Raw genomic sequence first — 18,754 nt, forward strand, 5'->3', positions numbered from 1 at the left:
CTCGCGCCGGCCCTCACGGTCGATGCATGCTTTAGCCGTTGCTGGGCGTGTAGGTGCCGGTGGGCAGCTCGGCGCCGGTCGCGTCGGTGGCGCGCAGGCCGGCGAGCTGGTCCCGGCCGGCGGTCGCGGGATCGCACCAGAACACCACGGTCCGGTCGGCGCCGACCTGGACCTCGGCAGCCACTGGCGGCGGGAGACGTCGTCGGCGACGTCGGCCGGAGCGGGCCGGTCCGGCACCTCGGCGTGCGGCTGCTCGCGGATCGGCCGCCGCCAGCCGTCGGTGATGTGGTTGATCAGAACCCGCCGGGTGTACGCGTACGCGTCCTGGCGGCGGACCCGGGACCACGACGCGTACGTGCGGGCCAGCGCGGTCTGCGCCGCGTCCTCGGCGCGGTGGTGATCGCCGAGGATCAGGTACGCCGCGTGGACCAGTCGTCTCCACGCCACCTGGGCAACTCCACGAATCGTCGTCGCCGCGGGCCGGCTCCGGGGTCCTCACGCGCATGATACGGATGAGCGGCCGGAAAAGTTGCCCGTCCCCACGGGCAACGTCGATCGTGGGCCGCCCGTATCACCGGCAGCGGCCGCGCCGTCCACGACCGGCCGGCGGGCCGGTCCGGGCGGACCCGGAACGCAACCGGACGCCGGGCCGCAAACCGTACCGTGGCCGATGCCTTTGCTTGGTATTCCGCTTCCTGCGGATAAAGCGGCATTTAGCCTGAATCGGTGTACGGGCTGTCGCTGATCTTTCGCGCGGGTACGGTGCTGTGCGCGCTGCCGCTCGGCGACATCGTGGAACTCATGCGGCCGTTGCCGATCACGCCACTCGCCGGCAGCGCGCACTACGTGCGTGGCGTCAGCGTGGTGCGCGGCGTGGCCGTGCCGGTGCTGGACCTCGGCCGGCTGCTCGGCGACTTCGACACCGCGCCGGAACGGTTCGTCACCACCAAGACCGGCGGCGTGCTGGCCATCGGCGCGGTGCTCGGCGTGCGCGACGTGCATCCGGAGGCCGGCCGGGACGCGCCGTCGGTGGGCGGCGTGGTCACGGCGGTCGGCGTGCTGGACGCGGAGCCGCTGATGTTCCTCGACCCGGAGGGCGTGACCCGGATGGTGGCGGCGTATGCGGCCTGACCTGCGCCGGTTGCGGGCGCTGCTGGCCGAGCGGCTGGGCATGACGTTCGACGAGAAGCGCGACGACCTGCTCACCGAGGTGCTGCGCACGCGCGCGGAACGGCACCGGATGAGCGAGCGCGACTACCTGGACCGGCTGACCGCAGACCCGGAACGGGCCGAGCTGCGCGCGCTCGCCGAGGCCGTCACGATCAACGAGACGTACTTCTTCCGCAACATCGAGCAGTTCCACGCGCTGGCCGAGGTGGTGATCCCGGAGCGGCTGAAGGCGCGCGCGTCGGTCCGGGCACTGCGGCTGCTCAGCGTCGGCTGCTCGTCCGGCGAGGAGCCGTACACGCTCGCGGCCGTGACCGCGGAACGGGTGCCGCCGGACTGGCACGTCTCCATCGTCGGCCTGGACATCAACCGTGCGGTGCTGCGCCGCGCGGCCACCGGGCGGTACGGCACCTGGTCGCTGCGCGAGACCCCGGCCAGCATCCGGCAGCGCTGGTTCCACGAGCGCGACGGCGGCGTCGAGGTCGACGCGCGGCTGCGTGCCCGTGTGCAGTTCGTCGAGCACAACGTGGTCCACGACGACCCGGTGCTGTGGGCACACCAGAGCTACGACGTGATCTTCTGCCGGAACATGCTGATGTACCTCACCGACGAGGTCCGGCGCGGCACGATCGCGCGCATCACCCGCGCGCTGGCGCCCGGCGGGTACCTCTTCCTCGGCCACACCGACTCGCTCGGCAGCCGCCCGGACGGGCTGGAGGTCCGGCACACGCACGGCACGTTCTACTACTGCCGGACCGTCCCGGCCGGTGTGCCGCAACCGGTGGTCACCGCGCCGGGACCTCTCACCCGGCCACCGGCGGCGCCACCATCCAAGAACCACCCCATGCGGGGGTACGAGCGGGCGCTCCTGCTGCTGCGCGACGAACGGTTCCAGGATGCGCTGGCGGCCGTCGAGTCGATGACCGAGCCGGAGTCCCGGCTGCCCCGGGTGCGGGTGTTGCGCGGCGCGCTGCTCGCCCACGCCGGTGACACCGGCCGGGCCGCGGAGCTGTGCGAACGGCTGGTCGCCGAGGACGGGCTGAACGCGGACGCGCACTACGTGATCGGCGTCTGCCACGAGGGTGACGCGTCCCCGGCCACCGCGGGCCGGCACCATCAGCTCGCCGCGTACCTCGACCCCGGCTTCGCGATGCCACGCATGCGGCTCGGCCTGCTGGCCAAGCAGGCCGGCGACCGGCAGACCGCGGCGCGTGAGCTGGACCGGGCCGTGACGCTGCTGCGCGGCGAGACCGACGAACGGATCCTGCTGTTCGGCGGCGGATTCGGCCGGCAGTCGCTGATCGCGCTCTGCCGCAGCGAACTCCAGGCGGTCGGAGCGGTGTCATGACCGAGGCCTGGACGCCACCGGCGGAGACCTGGGGCGCCCCGCCGGCCGGTGCGGCCTGGACCGGCACGCTCGCGGACGAGATGGCCGACCTAGCCGCCCGCAACCGCGCGATCGAGGACGTCCGCGACGGCCCGGCCGGTGTCACGTCCACCGTGGACAGTGTGGCCGCGCGGGAGATGCGGGACCGGCTCGGTGAGCTACGCGCCTCGTTCGACCGGTCGTTCGCGGACCCGCCCCGGGAACAGGTCGTCCAGTTCCACGACCTGCTGGCGATCACGGTCGCCGGGCGCCGCTACGCGCTGCGCCTGTCCCAGTCCGCCGGCCTGTTCCCGAACCGTCGGGTCACGCCGCTGCCCGGCCCGATCGGCGCGCTGCTCGGCGTGGCCGGCTTCCGCGGCTCGATCGTGCCGGTCTACAGCCTGGCGGCGGTGCTCGGCCAGCCGCCGCAGCCGGAGTCGCGCTGGCTGGTGCTGGCCGCCGGTGAGCCCGCGGTCGCGCTCGCGTTCGAGGCGCTCGACGGTCACCTGCGCATCCCGGCCGGCGAGGTCATCGAGGAGCAGGTCGGGCACGGCCCCCGGGGGTGCCTGCGCGGCATCGTGCAACGGCCGGAGGGCACCCGGCCGATCGTCGACGTCGCCGCGGTCCGCGCCGCCATCCAGGCCCTGACGCACGGTTGAGGAGATCGCTATGAGACGAGAGTGGACGTTCGGCCAGAAGCTCGGCGCCGGTTTCGCGGTCACGATCGCGCTGACGCTACTCACCGGGCTGGTGGGGATCGGCGCGCTGAAGACGGTCGTGGACCAGAAGGACCGGGTCATCACGCTCGGCGTCACCGGCCTGGTACAGGCGCAGGCGCTGCGCGCGTCCGCGGAGGCGAAGGCCAGCGCGTCCCGGGGCTACCTGCTCACCGGCGACGAGCGGTTCCTCACCACGATGAACGAGGCCCGCGCCGAGTTCACCGCCGGTGTCGGCGAGCTGCGCGCGAACACCACCACCACGGAGGAGCGGACGCTACTCGACCAGGTGAGCGGCGCCGAGCAGGATCACCAGGTCGCGCTGGACGCGGTCATCGCGGCGCGGAAGGCCGGCACGTCGATGACCGATGTGACCGCGCGGTGGGACCAGACCGTCACCCCCAAACGGGAGGCGCTGGACCAGGACATCGCCGCGCTCACCGGCATGGTGCGCCGCGACCTGACCGCCGGGCAGCAGGACGCGTCCGAGCAGGCCGCCACCGCGATCGTCGTGGTCATCGTGATCGCGCTGGCCGCCATGGTCTCCGGGGTGGTCACCGCGGTGGTGCTGAACCGGGCGCTGAAACGGCAGGTGGCCGGCGCGGTCGGGCACATCCAGAGCTCGTCCGCGGAGCTGGAGGCCGCGGCCGCGCAGCAGGCGTCCGGCAGCCGGGACCAGGCCACCGCGATGAACGAGATCACCACCACGATCGAGGAACTGCTGATCACGTCCCGGCAGATCTCCGAGGGCGCGCAGCGGGTCGCGAAGATCGCCGAGGACACCGCGAACGCGGCCGCGTCCGGCGACTCCACCATCGAGCAGGCTCGCTCGTCGATCACCGCGATCCGCCAGCAGGTGGACCTGATCGTGCAGCACATGCTGGAACTGGGCCAGCGCTCGCAGCAGATCGGCGGCGTCGTCGACCTGGTGTCCGAGCTGGCCGAGCAGACCAACATCCTGGCGATCAACGCGACCATCGAGGCGTCCGGCGCGGGCGAGTGGGGACGGCGATTCGCGGTGGTGGCGGACGAGATCCGCAAGCTGGCGGACCGGACCGCGGCGTCGGCGAAGGAGATCCGCGCGCTGATCGACGACGTGCGCGGCGCCGTGAACACCACGGTGATGGCGACCGAGACCGGCGCGAAGGCGGTGGACGCCGGCACCCGGCAGTTCGGCGAGGTGACCGCGTCGTTCCAGCAGATCGTGTCGCTGGTCGGCAACACCACGGAGTCGGCGCGCGAGATCGAGCTGTCCACCAAGCAGCAGACGACCGCGGTGGAGCAGGTCAACGCGGCGGTCGCGGACACCGCGCGGGTCACCCGGGAGACGGAGACCAGCGCGTCCCAGACCCGGCAGACCGCGGCGCACCTGAGCACGCTGTCCGGGTCGCTGCTGAAGATGGTGACCGCGGGAGCCGCGAAGTGAGCGGGCGGTGAGTGCCAAGGACCCGTTGCGGTACTTCCGGGTCGAGGCCCGGGAGCTGGTCGACGCGCTCAGCCAGGGAGTGCTCGACCTGACGCAGGCCGGTGGCGCGGAACCGGTGGCGCGGCTGCTGCGGGCCGCGCACACGCTCAAGGGCGCGGCGCGGGTGGTGAAACAGCCGGAGATCGCGGACGAGGCGCACGCGCTGGAAGAAATCCTGATGCCGTACCGGGACGGTACGACGCCGGTGCCGCCGGGGGAGATCTCGCAGCTGCTGGCGCTGTCGGACTCGATGACCACGCGCGTCGACGGACTGATCGGCCAGCCGGCACAGCCCGCGGCACCGTTTCCGCCGCCGGCTCCGGCGGCGACGGTGCCACCGGCCACGCCCGGGCCGGTGCCGCCCGCCCCGCCGTCGGCGGGCACCGTGGCGGAGCCGTGGATCACGACACCCGATCCGGTACCGCCGCCGGCACCGGCGGAGCGGCACGCCACCGTACCCCCGGAAGGGGTTTCGGCTCCGGCGCAGCCGGTACGCAGCGAGACGTCCGACGTGGACGAACTGCTGGAGGCCGTGGACGAGGCACACGCGCGGTTCGGGCCGATCCGGCGTCAGCTCGCGGTCGTGCAACGCGCGCACCGGGCCGCCGCCGCGCTTGCCGACCAGCTGCGGGTGGGCCGGACCGGCGCGGTCACGCACATCGACCCGGTGACCGGGCTCGGCCACGGCGGCGGCGAACCTCGCTACACCGACCAGGCCGGCGCGATGGCGTCCCGGCTGACCGCGGAGCTGGGCGCGCTCGGCCGGCAGCTGACCGAGACCGTGGAACAGGTCGAGCGCGAGCTGGACGACGTGCGCGGCCGGGCCGAACGGCTGCGCCTGGTGCCGGTCGCGGCGGTACTCACCACGCTGCACCGGGCCGTGCACGACGCCGCGACCGTGCACGGCAGGCGCGTGGCGTTCGAGGGGCACGGCGGCGAGCTGCGGCTGGACCCGCACGTGCTGAGCCAGACCTCCGGCGCGCTGCAGCACGTGGTCCGCAACGCGGTCGCGCACGGCATCGAGCCGGCGGAGGAGCGGATCGCGGCCGGCAAGCCCGCGGACGGGCACGTGACCGTGACCGTCACGCACCGCGGCAAGTTCGCGGCGTTCGAGTGCCGGGACGACGGGCGCGGCTTCGACCTGGCCGCGGTCCGCCGCACCGCGGAGGCGCAAGGACTGCTTGCCGTGGGCGAACCGGCCGACGCCCGCGCGCTGATGGCGATGCTGATGCGCGGCGGGATCAGCACGGCCGCGTCCGTCACCGGCGTGTCCGGCCGCGGCATCGGCCTGGACGCGGTCCGGGACGTGGCCGAGCAGCTCGGCGGCGACGTCAGCATCGACACCACGCCCGGCGCGGGCACCCGGCTGGAACTGGTGGTGCCGCTGTCGCTGGTGTCGCTGCACGGCCTGATCGTGGAGGCCGGCGGCGCGCTGGCGTCGGTGCCGCTGGACGCGGTGGAGACCTGCCTGCGCCTGACCGGCGAGGAGGCGGCCGCCGCGGCCTCGGCCGAGGTGATCACGCACGACGGCCGGGTCATCCCGTTCCTGCCGCTGACCCGCGCGCTCGGCGGCCCGGCGCCGGCCGCGAAGACCGCGGCGGTCGCGGTCGTCGTCAAGGCGGGTGCGGACATCGTGGCGGTCTGCGTCGACCGGCTGCTCGGCACGTCCGTGCTGATCGTGCGCCCGCTGCCGGAACTGGCACCGGCCGGTCCGGTGATCAGCGGGCTGTCGATGGACGCGGAGGGCAATCCGCGCCTGGTGCTGGACCCGCACGGCCTGGTCGCCGCCGGCGGGCGGAGCACGGCCGCACGCACCGGCGAGGCCGCCCCGATGGCCACCACCGAGGACGATGCGGCGGGGCGGCGCCCGATCCTGGTGGTCGACGACTCGCTCACCACGCGGATGCTGGAACAGTCCATCCTGGAGTCCGCCGGGTACCAGGTGGACCTGGCCGCGTCCGGTGAGGAGGGCCTGGAGCGGGCGAAGTACCGCTCCTACGCGCTGTTCCTGGTCGACGTGGACATGCCCGGCATCGACGGGTTCACGTTCGTCGAGCAGACCCGCGCGGACCCGGTACTGCGCGAGACCCCGGCGATCCTGGTCACCTCGCGGTCGTCGCCGGAGGACCGGCGGCGCGGCTTCGACGTGGGCGCCAGTGCGTACGTGGTGAAGAGCGAGTTCGACCAGGAGGAGCTGCTCGACTACATCAAGGGCCTGGTGGGCGCCGCATGATCCGGGTGCTGGTGGTGGAGGACTCGCTGACCGTGCGCGCGGCGCTGCGCGCGGCGCTGACGCTGGACCCGGGCGTGGAGATCGTCGGCGAGGCGGTGACCGGCGCGGAGGCGGTGGACATGTGCCGCCGCCTGCGCCCCGACGTCATCACCATGGACGTGATGCTGCCGGTGATGAGCGGGCTGCAGGCGACCGAGCAGATCATGCAGACCTGCCCCACGCCGATCCTGGTGGTGTCGTCCGCGGCCCGGCGGGAGGCGCTCGGCACCTACGACGTGCTCGCGGCGGGTGCGGTGGACGTGCTGGAGAAGCCGCGCGGCGACGCCTCCGACGACACGTGGGGTGCGCGGCTGCGGACCGCGGTGAAGGTGGTGTCCCGGATCAAGGTGGTGACCCGGCGGCGGACCGCGCCGATGCCCGAGCCGGCACCGGCGCCGATGCCCGGCCGTCCGAAGGGGACACAGCTGGTGGTGATCGGCGCGTCCACCGGCGGGCCGGGCGCGATCACGCACATCCTCAGCCGGCTGCCGGCCGGGTTCCCGCTGCCGGTCCTCTACGTGCAGCACCTCTCCGCGAACGAGGTCTTCGCGACCGCGTTCACCGACTGGCTCGCCGGTCAGGTGCACCGGCCGGTCGCGTACGCCACCGGCGGTGTCCCGGTCTCGGCCGGAGCCGGCCGGGTGATCGTCGCGCCGCCGGACCGGCACCTGTTCGTCCGCGGCGGCATGCTGCACCTCAGCAACGGGCCGGAACGCCACTCCTGCCGGCCGAGCGTGGACACGCTGTTCGAGAGCGTCGCGGACGCGTACGGTCCGTCCGCGGTCGGCGTGCTGCTGACCGGCATGGGCCGGGACGGCGCGGCCGGGCTGCTCGCCATGCGCCGGGCCGGGGCCCGCACGTACGCGCAGGACGAGGCGACCAGCGTGGTCTACGGCATGCCGCGGGAGGCCGTGCTGCTCGGCGCGGCCGGCGAGACGCTGCCGCTGACCGCGATCGCCGAGCGGCTGGCGGCGCTGGGATGACCGGAGCCGACACCGTGCTGATCGTCGACGACAGCCTCACCGTGCGGATGGACCTGGACGAGGTGTTCGCGGAGGCCGGCTTCCGTACCGTGCTGGCCGCGACCGGTGCCGAGGCCCGCGCGGCCTTCCAGCGGGAACGCTTCGACGTGATCATCCTGGACGTGCTGCTGCCGGACGCGGACGGCGTCGACCTGCTGCGCGACGCCGGTGAGGTCCCGTTGCAGGCCGGCGCGGTCCGAATCCTGCTGTCCAGCGAGGCCGAGGTCAAGGACCGGGTCCGCGGGCTGGCCACCGGCGCGGACGAGTACGTCGGCAAGCCCTACGACGGCCACTTCGTGGTCGCGCGCAGCCGGGAACTGCTGCGCGCCCGCGGATCCCCCGCCTCGCACGCGCGCACCGTGCTGGTCATCGACGACAGCCCCACGTTCCGCGCGGTCGTCACCGAGGCGCTGGAGGAGGCCGGCTACGCGGTGCTGACCGCCGGGACCGGGGAGGAGGGCCTGCGGGTCGCGGCGGACCGGCGGCCCAGCGCGGTCATCGTCGACGGCATGCTCCCCGGCATCGACGGCGCCACCGTGATCCGCCGCATCCGGCTGGACGCGGCACTGCGCAACCTGCCCTGCCTGCTGCTCACCGCGTCCGACGACTACGCCACCGAACTGCAGATCCTGGACGCGGGCGCGGACGCGTTCGTCCGCAAGCAGGACGACTTCGCGGTACTGCTGGCCAAGCTCGCGGCCGTGCTCCGGCAGACCGCGGCCACGCTGCCGATCGACGCGCCGCGCGGCATGCACGGCCCGAAGAAGGTCCTCATGATCGGCGCGGACCCGGGCTACCTCGCGCAGGCCCAGGCCGCGCTGCGCGAGGACGGCTACGAGGTGGTGGTCGCCCGGCACGCGGACGACGCGATGGCCATGCTGGCCGCCCAGCCGGCCGACTGCGTGGTGCTCGGTGCGGTCCCGGCGTTCGGCGCGCAGGCGTCCTCGCAGGCGGTCGCGGAGGCCCGGCAGACCTGTGAACGGATCAAGGACGTGCCGGGCCTGCGCGACATCCCGCTGATCATGGTGGGGGTGGAGGACGGCGCCGTGATGCTCAGCTCGCTGTCCTCGGGCGCGGACGACTACGTCCGTACCGTCGACGGCCCGGGCACGCTGCGCGCGCACGTCCGCGCGCATCTGCGCCGCAAGCACCTGCAGGACGAGTCCCGCCGGATCCGGGAGGAACTGCTCACCCGGGAGATCATGGCGGCCGAGGAGCGCGCGGCCCGGGACGCGGCGGAGGCCCGCGCCCGGATGGTCGACGAACTGGAGTGGCGCAACCGGGAACTGGAGGCGTTCAGCGGCAGCGTGTCGCACGACCTCCGGGCGCCGCTGCAGACCATCCTCGGGTTCACCGAACAGATCCTCGACGACCCGGACACCACCGACCGGGCACGGCGGGACCTGACCCGCATCCACGGCGCGGCCTGGCGAATGGCCGCGCTGATCGAGTCGCTGCTGCTGCTGGCCCGCGCCAGCCGCGGCGACATCCGGCGGGACACGGTGGACGTCACCGCGGTCGCCACCGAGGTCGTCGACGACTTCCGGCAGCGTTTCCCGGACCGCGCGGTGACCGCGGTCATCGCGCCCGGCATGACCGCGTCCGGCGACGTGGAACTGGTGCGCGTGGTGCTGGTCAACCTGTTCGGCAACGCCTGGAAGTTCACCGGCCGCACACCGGGCGCGCGGATCGAGATCGGCTACGCGGACGGCGTGTTCCACGTCCGCGACAACGGCGCCGGCTTCCCGGCCGACAAGGCCGACCAGCTGTTCCGCCCGTTCGGCCGGCTGCACGCCAACGACGACTTCCCCGGCACCGGGATCGGGCTGACCACGGTCTGGCGCATCATCGACCGGCACGGCGGCCGGATCTGGGCCTCCGGGAACCCCGGCGAGGGCGCGTCCTTCAACTTCACGCTGCCACCGGCGGAGCCGTAGCGCCACGCCGGTGAATCCGGTTGCGCCCGGCGCGATACTTCGGGACGTGACGCACGCCTACGAGGAACTGCTGTCCCGCGCCGGCGCGGACGAGACGTGGCCGGGCTGGTCCTGTCCGGCTCCCGGGCGCGGGACGCCGCGACCGACCACTCGGACACCGACGTCTACGTGATCGTCCGCGAGCACGGCGGCGCCTGGCGCCCGAGCCGGACGCCTGGGTGCGCGAGTACCTCGACGGGTTCCTCAACTTCGCCTACCGGGCCGCGAAGAGCCGGCGGGACGGCCGGGACGAGGCGGCCGGCCTCGACGAGCGGGAGTCAGCGCCGTGGTTCCTCTGGACGCTGTTCGCGCTGTACGGGCGGGTGCGGCCGTACAACAAGTTTCCGCGGTGGGAGCTGGACACGGATCCGCTCCCGGCGCCGTGGACGGCCGGACACCTGATCGGGACGCTGCGCGACCGGCCGTCCGCGCTGCTGCCCCCGCTGGAGCGGGTCGCCAGGCAGAAAGGGTTCGGTGGCGTGCTCGACGAGTGGGATCTCGAGCTGCTGCATCGCTGGTGACGGTAACCGCGCGGCGCCGCTCACCGCCCGGTCGCGACACCCGGCCGTGCTCGGAGCCCGCGCACTCGGCCACCAGCAGCGCGAACGCGGCAGCGGTCACCGCCGCGCCGGTTGGGAACGCGGCCCGCACACCGGCACCGGGCAGCAGCGCGCCGCCGAGGAACGCGCCGGACGCGATGCCCACGTTGAGGGCGCCCGAGTCGGCCGCGAACCCGATGTCGGTCCGGCCCGGGGGAGAACCGCAGGATCCGCACCTGCGTGGCCTGAAGACCGGCGGCGCCGAGCAGCGCCAGCGCGCGGGTACACAGGGTCTATCTTGCAAGGCGTGGACGAGGTGACCGGTGCCGAGGCGTACCTGGAGGCGCTGGCGGCGCGTGAGCTGCCGCCGTTGCGCGGCGGGCGGCACGAGAAACGCGACTTCCGCGCCGGTGTGCGCGGCCGCGACCTGGGACCGTTGCGGCTCACCGAGCTGGTCACACCGGCCGGGGAGTGCTTCCGGGACGCGCGGGCCGTGCGCGAGTCCGACGTCACGATGTGGCAGATCGACGTGATGGCGCGGGGTTCGGTACGGGTCGAGCACGGCGGTGGCGACACGGTGCTCGGGCCGGCCGACCTGATGCTGATCGACCCGGTGCGCCCGGTCCGGTTCGCCAGCACCGAGAGCCGCCACGTGACCATGATGGTGCCGCGCACCGCGCTGCGGCTCGGCGCCCGCGTGGCCGACCGGCTGGCCGGCGTGCGCATCCCCGGCGACAGCGGCCCGGGCGCGCTGGTGTCCGCGCTGGCCCGGGACATGACGCGCACGCTCGGCGGCCCGCTGCGCGCCGACCAGGAGACCCGCTCCGCGGCCGCGGTGATCGAGCTGCTCTCGGTGGCGCTGTCCGCGCGGCTCGGCGACCCGCACCCGGCGCCGGACGAGGCACTGCGCGACCGGATCACCGGCTACATCGAGGCGCGGCTGCCCGACCCGCGGCTGACCCCGGCGACCGTGGCCGCAGCCCACCACATGTCGGTACGGCGCCTGCACCGGCTGTTCGAGGACGAGCCGCTGACGGTGGCCGCGCTGATCCGCACCCGCCGGCTGGAGCGCTGTCACGCGGACCTGGCCGTCTCCGGCCGTACCGTCACGGCCGTTGCCTCTCGATGGGGTTTCCCGGACCCGGCGCACTTCAGCCGGCTGTTCAAGGCGACCTACGGCTACACCGCCGCGACGCTGATCTCCAGTAACCCGGCACGCATGGTCAAGGCGGCCGGTGCCGGCCGCGGAGAGGATGGTGGCGCACGCACAGAAAGGTGATTTTTCATGGAGCAGCAGTCCGTCGAGGCGCTGAGCGCCATCCCGGCGCGGATGTGCGAGGCCTGGGCCCGCGGCGACGCCACCGGCTTCTACGCCGACTTCGCCGAGGACGCCGAACTCGTCGAGTTCGAGGGGTCGATCCTGCGCGGCCGTGCCGCCCTGATCGCCGCCAACCAGCCGGTCTTCGACACCGTGATGAAGGGCTCGCGGCTGGTCCGCAGCGAGGTGCCGTTCGCCCGGATCCTGGCGCCCGGTTACGGCGTGGTCCACCACCGCGCCGGCATCCTGCTGCCCGGCGAGGAGGAACCACTGTCCAGTCGGTACGTGATGCAGCTGCTCGCGGTCGTCTGGCAGAACGACCGCTGGGAGGTCGCCACCTTGCAGAACGCCCGGATCGTCTCCTTCGAGGCCACGGTCGCGCTGGACAACCTGGCCACCGCGGCCTGACCGGTTTCCGGCAGCGCCGCCGGTCCGGTTCCGGGCCGGCGGCGTCCGGTCATCCGGTGACGCTGCGCTTCCGGCCGGTCTCGGCGCGGTGGAACAGGGCCCAGCAGGCCGCGAGCGCGGCCGCGAAGAGGGGCAGCCAGAGCAGGCGGGCCGCGGGCCAGGCCGGGGTGTCCGGGAGCGTGTGCAGGCCGGGGAGCGGGCCGGCGGTGCGCAGGGTCAGGCCGGTGACCGCGAGCATCGCGGTCTGGTGCCAGAGGAACACCGTCATCGCGGACAGGTTCGCCACCGCCACCGCGGCCCACGCGTGCGGCGCCCGCAGCAGCCGCCGCAGCGGGCCGTGCAGCAGCAGCGCGGCGCCGCACTGGGCCAGGCCGAACGTGACCGCGGCCAGCGTCGGCGGGTTCAGATTGGAGAACTCGCCCGGCACGCCGACCATCGCGGCCGGATAGCCGGCCCACCGCACCAGCGCGACCGTGGCGACCGCGCCGCCGATCAGCAGCGCCCACCCGTACCGTCGATGGAAGTAACGCGCGCCGAGCGTGAACGGCACCAGCCAGCCCGCCGCAACATTGAGCCAGCCGAGCGCCGCAGGACCGTCCAGGCCGAGCCGGACCACGTCGACGGCCGCCACGGTCAGCAGCGGCCACGCCGGGTGCAGGCGCATGGCGAGCGGCGTCAGCGCGGTCAGGCCCGCGAACACCAGCAGGAACCACAACGGCGACAGGACCAGCGTGAGTACGGTGTGCACGGTTTTCGGCCCGGCGCCGGCCAGCAGCAGACCCGCGGTGATCGCGGTCCAGACCGCCAGCAGCACCACCACCGGCCGGAACAGCCGCCGGAGCCGCCGCGCCAGCCACGCCCGGTAGGGACGGCGGTAGCCGAGCGCCGCGGCCCGGCCGCCGACCAGGAAGAACACCGCCAGCGTCTGGAGCGGCCAGGACACCCACGTCATACCACCGAGGTAGGTCAGCGGGCTCGCCACCGCCACGCCGTCCGCGGTCGCCACCATCGCGGTCACCAGCCAGTGCCCCAGCACCACCCCGAGGATCGCCACCGCCCGCAGCCCGTCCACCGCCCGGTCCCGCCCGGCCGCCGTCCCGGCCTCGATCCTGCGCACCAGCCCCGTATCCACCATGCCGGCACGCTAGGCGGCCACGGTCCGCCCCGGCGTCACCCCGGGGTGCTCCATGCGACGTAGCCCCACGGTACGCACCCGCCCTATCGGTGGCTCTCCTGCCACCGTGGTACGACACCTCGGCAGAGGTCCTGTACTTCCCGGCCGCCAGCTGATTCGCTATCCAGTGATCTCAATCGAACCGGGTGGTGATGGGTGTGCGGCTCCTGCGGGTCGGGCCGGTCGGGGCGGAGCGCCCGGCCGTGCTGGACGGTGACGGGGTCCTGCGTGATCTCTCCGGCGTGATCCCGGACGTCGATCCGGCGTTCCTGGCCGGTGGCGGGCTCGCGGCGATCCCGGCCGGGCTGCCGGTGCTGGACCCGGACGGGCTGCGGATCGGGCCGCCGGTCGCGCGGATCGGCAAGATCGTGTGCATCGGGCTGAACTACCACGATCACGCGGCGGAGATTGGGGCGGCCGCGCCGGGTGAGCCGGTGGTGTTCATGAAGGCGGCGGACACCGTGGCCGGGCCGTACGACGACGTGCTGATCCCGCGCGGCAGCGCCAAGACCGACTGGGAGGTCGAGCTGGCCGTGGTGATCAGCCGTTCCGCCGCCTACCTGGAGTCGGCGGAACGGGCAGCGGACCACATCGCCGGGTACGCGGTGGCGCACGACGTGTCGGAACGCGCGTTCCAGCTGGAGCGCGGCGGGCAGTGGGACAAGGGCAAGAACTGTGCCACGTTCAACCCGCTCGGGCCGTGGCTGGTCACCGCGGACGACGTGCCCGACCCGCAGAACCTGGGCCTGCGGCTGCGCGTCAACGGCGAGGCGCGGCAGACCGGCAGCACCAAAGACATGATCTTCGGGGTGTACGAGATCGTCCGTTACCTGTCGCAGTTCATGACGCTGCACCCGGGCGACGTGATCAACACGGGCACGCCGGCCGGCGTCGCGCTCGGGCAGCCGGAGCCGAAACCGTACCTGCGGCCCGGCGACGTCGTCGAGCTGGAGATCGACGGGCTCGGGCGGCAGCGGCAGACGTTCCGGGCGGCCTGAGATGGACGAGTTCTCCGGGCTGGCCGCGCTGGTCACCGGCGGCGCGTCCGGCATCGGGCTGGCCACCGCGCGCTGGCTGTCCGCGCGTGGCGCGCACGTCGCGGTGCTCGACCGGGACACCGAGGGACTGCCGGACCCGCTGGCCGGCTTCGTCGCGGACGTGACGGACGACGCGGCCGTGCGCGCGGCGGTGGAGGCCGCGGCGGACCGGCTCGGCGGGCTGGACATCCTGGTCAACAACGCGGGCGTGGGCGCGGTCGGCACGGTCGAGGACAACGACGACGTGGAGTGGGCGCGCGTCCTCGACGTGAACGTGACCGGCCTGGTCCGGGTGAGCCGTGCCGCGCTGCCGCACCTGCGCGAGTCGGCGTACGCCGCGATCGTGAACACCTGCTCGATCGCCGGGCACGCGGGTTTGCCGCAACGCGCTCTCTACAGCGCCACCAAGGGCGCGGTGCAGGCATTGACGCTGGCCATGGCCGCGGACCACGTCGGCGAGGGCATCCGGGTCAACTGCGTCAACCCGGGCACGGTGGACACGCCGTGGGTACGCCGCCTGCTGGCCGCCACCGACGACCCGGACGCGACGCTCGCCGCACTGGAGGCCCGCCAGCCACACGGCCGCCTGGTCTCCGCCGACGAGGTCGCCTCCGCCATCGCCTACCTGGCCGGCCCGAACTCCGGCTCCACCACCGGCACGGTCCTGGCGGTGGACGGCGGCATGCACGGCCTCCGGCTGCCGCCGCGCGATTAACCGAGGGTTTTTTCGGTTTTCGCCCGCCGGGCGTACCCCCGGGATGGTCTTCTGGAAATCATGATCCGGAAATGGGCGGCGGGCCTGGTGGTGCTCGCTCTGGGACTGACCGGGTGCGGCGGGGACGCGGCCGAGGTCGCGGCGCCGGACCGGGGGCTGGTCGGCATCGCGATGCCGACCAAGCAGTCGCCGCGCTGGATCGGCGACGGCGAGAACATGGTGGCGCAGTTCGGGCTGCTCGGCTACGACACGTCGCTGCAGTACGCGGACGACGACACGGCGCTGCAGGTGTCGCAGATCCAGCAGATGATCGACGACGGGGCGAAGGCGCTGGTGATCGGCGCGATCGACGGGACCAAGCTCACCGGCGTGCTGGCGGCGGCCGCGGCCGCGAAGGTGCCGGTGATCTCCTACGACCGGCTGATCCGCGGCACCGAGAACATCGACTACTACGCCACGTTCGACAACTTCAAGGTCGGCGTGCAGCAGGCCGGTTACATCGTGCAGGCGCTGCGGCTGGCGCGCGGCGGCGGGCCGTACACGCTCGAGCTGTTCGCCGGGTCGGCGGACGACAACAACGCCACCTTCTTCTTCAACGGCGCGATGAGCGTGCTCCAGCCGTACATCAACGACGGGATCCTGGACGTCGCCAGCGGCGAGACGAGCTTCGCGACCGTGGCCACCCAGCGCTGGGACGGCAAGGTCGCGAAGGAGCGGATGGCCCGGCTGCTCGCCGGCACCTACGCGGACGAGCGGGTCGACGCGGTGCTCTCCCCGTACGACGGGATCACCCGCGGCATCATCGAGGCGCTGACCGAGGGCGGGTACGCCCCGACCGCGCTGCCCGTGCTGACCGGCCAGGACGCGGAGCTGGACTCGGTCAAGCTGATCGCGGCCGGACAGCAGGGACAGACCGTGTACAAGGACACCCGCGAACTCGCGAAGGTCGCGGTGCAGATGGTCAACGCGCTGGTCACCGGCGGCGAGCCGATGGTCAACGACACCAAGCAGTACAACAACGGCGTCAAGGACGTGCCCACGTTCCTGCTCCAGCCGGTGACCGTGACCAAGGACAACTACCAGCGGGTCCTGGTCGACGGCGGCTACTACACCGCCGCCGAGATCGGAGTCTGAGTTGAGCCGGTTCCTGGACCTGTCCGTGCGGACCAAGCTGGCGCTGCTCGTCGCCGCGTCGCTGGTCGCGCTGGCCACCTGCATGACCGTGACGATCATCAGCGACCATCAGGCGGACGAGGCCAGCGACCGGCTGGCGAACGTCAACGCGGCCAGCGCGCTGGTGCTCCGCCTCGACCAGCTGGCCAGCGAGATGAAGGTCAACGGCCTGCAGTCGGTCATTCGCGCCACCCCGGCCGAGCAGACCGGCCTGCTGTCCTCGACCGTCGCCGAGACCGAGGACCTGCTGGCCGAGCTCGACGCGATCACGTTGCCGTCCGGCCTGGAGTCCGCGGTCGAGCGGATCAAGACGGTCTACACCGACTACACCCAGGTGATCACCCGGTTCGTGGCCAGCGCGGTCGCGGAACAGTCCCAGGCCCGCCTCGCCTGGGAGCAGAACGACGTCGACAACTACCTGACCAGCGCCGTGCTGGACAACGAGCGGGCGCTGTTCGCCGACACCATCGAGCGGGAGGACGCGGCCCGAGCCGCCGCCAGCAACCGCGCGCTGATCATCATGTGGGTCACCGTGGTCGTCGCGGCCGTGGTGCTGGCCGCGTTCGCGTACCTGGTCGTGCAGTCCGTGGTCCCACCGCTGTCCCGGGTCCGGGCCGCGCTCGCCGCGATGGCGGCCGGCGACCTGACCGTGGCCGCGAACGTGCGCTCCCGCGACGAGGTCGGCCAGATGGCGGCCGCGCTCGAGGAGGCGCAGAAGGACATCCGTACCGTGGTCGCCGCCGTCACCGAGGCAGCGCACTCGGTCGCGTCGTCCGCCGACCGGATCTCCACCACCTCCAGCACCATGTCGCAGTCCGCCGCGGATGCCTCCGACCAGGCGCACGGCGTCGCCGAGGCCGCCGCGCGCGTGTCCAGCAACGTCGACGCGGTCGCGAACGGCACCCAGGAGATGGGCACCGCGATCCGCGAGATCGCGCACAACGCCACCGAGGCCGCCCGCTTCGCCGGCCAGGCCGTGCAGGTCGCGGAGACCACCACGGCCCAGGTCGGCAAGCTCGGCGAGTCCTCCGAGCAGATCGCCAACGTGATCAAGGTGATCACCGCGATCGCCAGCCAGACGAACCTGCTCGCGCTGAACGCCACCATCGAAGCCGCCCGCGCCGGGGAGTCCGGTAAGGGCTTCGCGGTGGTCGCCGGCGAGGTCAAGGAACTGGCCCAGGAGACCGCCCGCGCCACCGAGGACATCGCCCGCCAGGTCGAGGCCATCCAGAACGACACGTCCGGCGCGGTCGCCGCGATCGAGGAGATCAGTCACGTGATCGCGCAGATCAGCTCGTTCCAGACCACGATCGCCGGCGCGGTAGAGGAACAGACCGCCACCACCACCGAGATGAACCGCAGCATCGCCGCCGCCGCCGAGGGCGCGGCCGGCATCGCCGCCAACATCTCCGGCCTGGCCACCGCGACCGAGGTCACCACGTCCGGCGTCGGCGAGTCCCAGAGCGCGGTCACCGATCTCGGCACCATGGCCCACCGCCTGGAGAACCTGGTCTCCCACTTCCGCTACTGAGAAAACCCCGCCTCCCGCTTCCGGCGCTCCGCCCCGCACGTCAGGTCGGTGGTTCGGGTGCGGAAGCAGGCCGTCGATGCTGGTGGCGATGGGCTGCCGGGTGCCTCAGCGGGTTTCCGGAGCCTGGACCAGCGGCGTCTCCGACGTAGAGGGCGGCGATCCGGGCGCCGTGATCACCGCGGCCACCGCGTCACCGTCCGTGGCGTACCGTGCCGTGAGCCGGGAACCCACGATCGACTCGTGCAGCAGTTCCTCGACCGGCGCGAGCAGGCCGGACGCGGCCAGCGTCGTCACGCGTGCCGCGGTGCCGGATCCGCACGGCGACCGGTCGACTTCGCCGTCCGCGAAGATCGTCACGTTTCGCCGCTGCCGTGGCCCGGCGACCTCCTCGTGGAGGATCACGCCGTAGATTCCGCTCAAGCCGTGCGTCCGACGGGTGCCGGGCGGCCGGGTGATCCGCCAGCGAGGCCTTGATCTCCCGTCCGATTCCGATCAGCGCGGTCCACGTCCGGATCGCCGATCGCCGACATGCGCCGCTCCGCCACGGTCGCGCCGTCGATCCGGACCGGTGGAACCGGCACGATCCGGAACGGCTCACCGCCCGTGTGGTGATCCTCCGTCAGCACCCGCTCACTGATCATGAGTTCATCGGACCACGGCCGGAAGATCGATTTCACAGCCGTCCCGCGGTACGTGTCGTCACGCTGTGTACGAGCGTGGCCACGTGCAGCATGCGATAGGCGTCATACCTGAGAGTAGCTCTGATGCAAGATCACGATCGGGTGACGAGTTCGTGAAGAGCGGGACGGTATCAGGGTGGTTCAACCCCCGCTGACCTGCGCTTTTACCCATTCGGTCCGGTGTGGACGAATTGC

The 18,754-nt window shown here is 73.0% G+C and carries 17 protein-coding genes and 1 pseudogene; 14 read left to right on the forward strand and 4 right to left on the reverse strand.

The genetic code is table 11. The annotated features are described in order from the left end of the window. Window positions 1-31: 31 nt before the first annotated feature. A complete protein-coding gene (locus J2S42_RS39640; RefSeq protein WP_307249333.1) occupies window positions 32-184 on the reverse strand; it encodes a hypothetical protein in 153 nt (50 codons plus the stop codon). Between the two features lie 140 nt (window positions 185-324). Beyond that, window positions 325-447, reverse strand: a pseudogene (locus J2S42_RS39645) (SigE family RNA polymerase sigma factor); the annotation flags it as partial. A gap of 279 nt (window positions 448-726) precedes the next feature. Here J2S42_RS39645 and J2S42_RS39650 point away from each other — a divergent pair. The 10 genes from J2S42_RS39650 to J2S42_RS39695 all read left to right on the forward strand — a co-directional run bounded on the left by J2S42_RS39650 (window position 727) and on the right by J2S42_RS39695 (window position 12,249). Continuing rightward, the gene (locus J2S42_RS39650; protein ID WP_307247894.1) at window positions 727-1,131 is read left to right on the forward strand and encodes a chemotaxis protein CheW; all 405 of its coding nucleotides are present in this window, start codon (window positions 727-729) and stop codon (window positions 1,129-1,131) included. Beyond that, window positions 1,121-2,515 (forward strand): CheR family methyltransferase, encoded by a 1,395-nt coding sequence (locus J2S42_RS39655; RefSeq protein WP_307247896.1) that lies wholly within the window; start codon window positions 1,121-1,123, stop codon window positions 2,513-2,515. Before J2S42_RS39650 ends, J2S42_RS39655 begins: the two co-directional genes overlap by 11 nt. After that, the gene (locus J2S42_RS39660; RefSeq protein ID WP_307247898.1) at window positions 2,512-3,192 is read left to right on the forward strand and encodes a chemotaxis protein CheW; all 681 of its coding nucleotides are present in this window, start codon (window positions 2,512-2,514) and stop codon (window positions 3,190-3,192) included. Before J2S42_RS39655 ends, J2S42_RS39660 begins: the two co-directional genes overlap by 4 nt. A gap of 10 nt (window positions 3,193-3,202) precedes the next feature. Next, window positions 3,203-4,675: a methyl-accepting chemotaxis protein gene (locus J2S42_RS39665; RefSeq protein ID WP_307247900.1), complete on the forward strand. Its 1,473-nt coding sequence runs from the start codon at window positions 3,203-3,205 to the stop codon at window positions 4,673-4,675. 7 nt (window positions 4,676-4,682) lie between these two features. Next, on the forward strand, window positions 4,683-6,947 hold the full coding sequence (locus J2S42_RS39670) for a hybrid sensor histidine kinase/response regulator (RefSeq protein ID WP_307247902.1): 2,265 nt from the start codon (window positions 4,683-4,685) through the stop codon (window positions 6,945-6,947). Beyond that, window positions 6,944-7,969, forward strand: a complete 1,026-nt coding sequence (gene cheB, locus J2S42_RS39675) for a chemotaxis-specific protein-glutamate methyltransferase CheB (protein WP_307247904.1) — start codon at window positions 6,944-6,946, stop codon at window positions 7,967-7,969. The genes J2S42_RS39670 and cheB overlap by 4 nt, the downstream gene beginning before the upstream one ends. Next, window positions 7,966-9,945, forward strand: a complete 1,980-nt coding sequence (locus J2S42_RS39680) for a response regulator (RefSeq protein ID WP_307247906.1) — start codon at window positions 7,966-7,968, stop codon at window positions 9,943-9,945. Before cheB ends, J2S42_RS39680 begins: the two co-directional genes overlap by 4 nt. A gap of 218 nt (window positions 9,946-10,163) precedes the next feature. After that, a complete protein-coding gene (locus J2S42_RS39685) occupies window positions 10,164-10,505 on the forward strand; it encodes a hypothetical protein (RefSeq protein WP_307247908.1) in 342 nt (113 codons plus the stop codon). Between the two features lie 325 nt (window positions 10,506-10,830). Continuing rightward, window positions 10,831-11,802: an AraC-like ligand-binding domain-containing protein gene (locus J2S42_RS39690; protein WP_307247910.1), complete on the forward strand. Its 972-nt coding sequence runs from the start codon at window positions 10,831-10,833 to the stop codon at window positions 11,800-11,802. Between the two features lie 6 nt (window positions 11,803-11,808). After that, complete coding sequence (locus J2S42_RS39695; RefSeq protein WP_307247912.1) at window positions 11,809-12,249, forward strand: SgcJ/EcaC family oxidoreductase; 441 nt, start codon at window positions 11,809-11,811, stop codon at window positions 12,247-12,249. A gap of 49 nt (window positions 12,250-12,298) precedes the next feature. Here the strand turns inward: J2S42_RS39695 and J2S42_RS39700 are convergent, their stop codons facing one another. Beyond that, a complete protein-coding gene (locus tag J2S42_RS39700; RefSeq protein ID WP_307247914.1) occupies window positions 12,299-13,384 on the reverse strand; it encodes an acyltransferase family protein in 1,086 nt (361 codons plus the stop codon). A 191-nt stretch (window positions 13,385-13,575) separates the two neighbouring features. Here J2S42_RS39700 and J2S42_RS39705 point away from each other — a divergent pair, with 191 nt between their 5' ends. From J2S42_RS39705 to J2S42_RS39720, 4 genes are read left to right on the forward strand one after another with little or no spacing between them, the layout of a single operon-like run. Next, entirely contained in the window at window positions 13,576-14,421 is an 846-nt protein-coding gene (locus tag J2S42_RS39705; protein ID WP_307247916.1) for a fumarylacetoacetate hydrolase family protein, read from the forward strand. Between the two features lies 1 nt (window position 14,422). Next, window positions 14,423-15,175 (forward strand): SDR family NAD(P)-dependent oxidoreductase, encoded by a 753-nt coding sequence (locus J2S42_RS39710; protein ID WP_307247918.1) that lies wholly within the window; start codon window positions 14,423-14,425, stop codon window positions 15,173-15,175. A 60-nt stretch (window positions 15,176-15,235) separates the two neighbouring features. Beyond that, a complete protein-coding gene (chvE, locus tag J2S42_RS39715; RefSeq protein ID WP_307247920.1) occupies window positions 15,236-16,309 on the forward strand; it encodes a multiple monosaccharide ABC transporter substrate-binding protein in 1,074 nt (357 codons plus the stop codon). A gap of 1 nt (window position 16,310) precedes the next feature. Next, entirely contained in the window at window positions 16,311-17,879 is a 1,569-nt protein-coding gene (locus J2S42_RS39720; protein ID WP_307247922.1) for a methyl-accepting chemotaxis protein, read from the forward strand. Between the two features lie 105 nt (window positions 17,880-17,984). On the opposite strand, the gene J2S42_RS39725 is transcribed toward J2S42_RS39720, so the two are convergent. After that, window positions 17,985-18,299 (reverse strand): proline racemase family protein, encoded by a 315-nt coding sequence (locus J2S42_RS39725; RefSeq protein WP_307247924.1) that lies wholly within the window; start codon window positions 18,297-18,299, stop codon window positions 17,985-17,987. Window positions 18,300-18,754 lie beyond the last annotated feature (455 nt).

The sequence above is a fragment of the Catenuloplanes indicus genome (assembly GCF_030813715.1).
Taxonomy (GTDB): Bacteria; Actinomycetota; Actinomycetes; order Mycobacteriales; family Micromonosporaceae; genus Catenuloplanes; species Catenuloplanes indicus.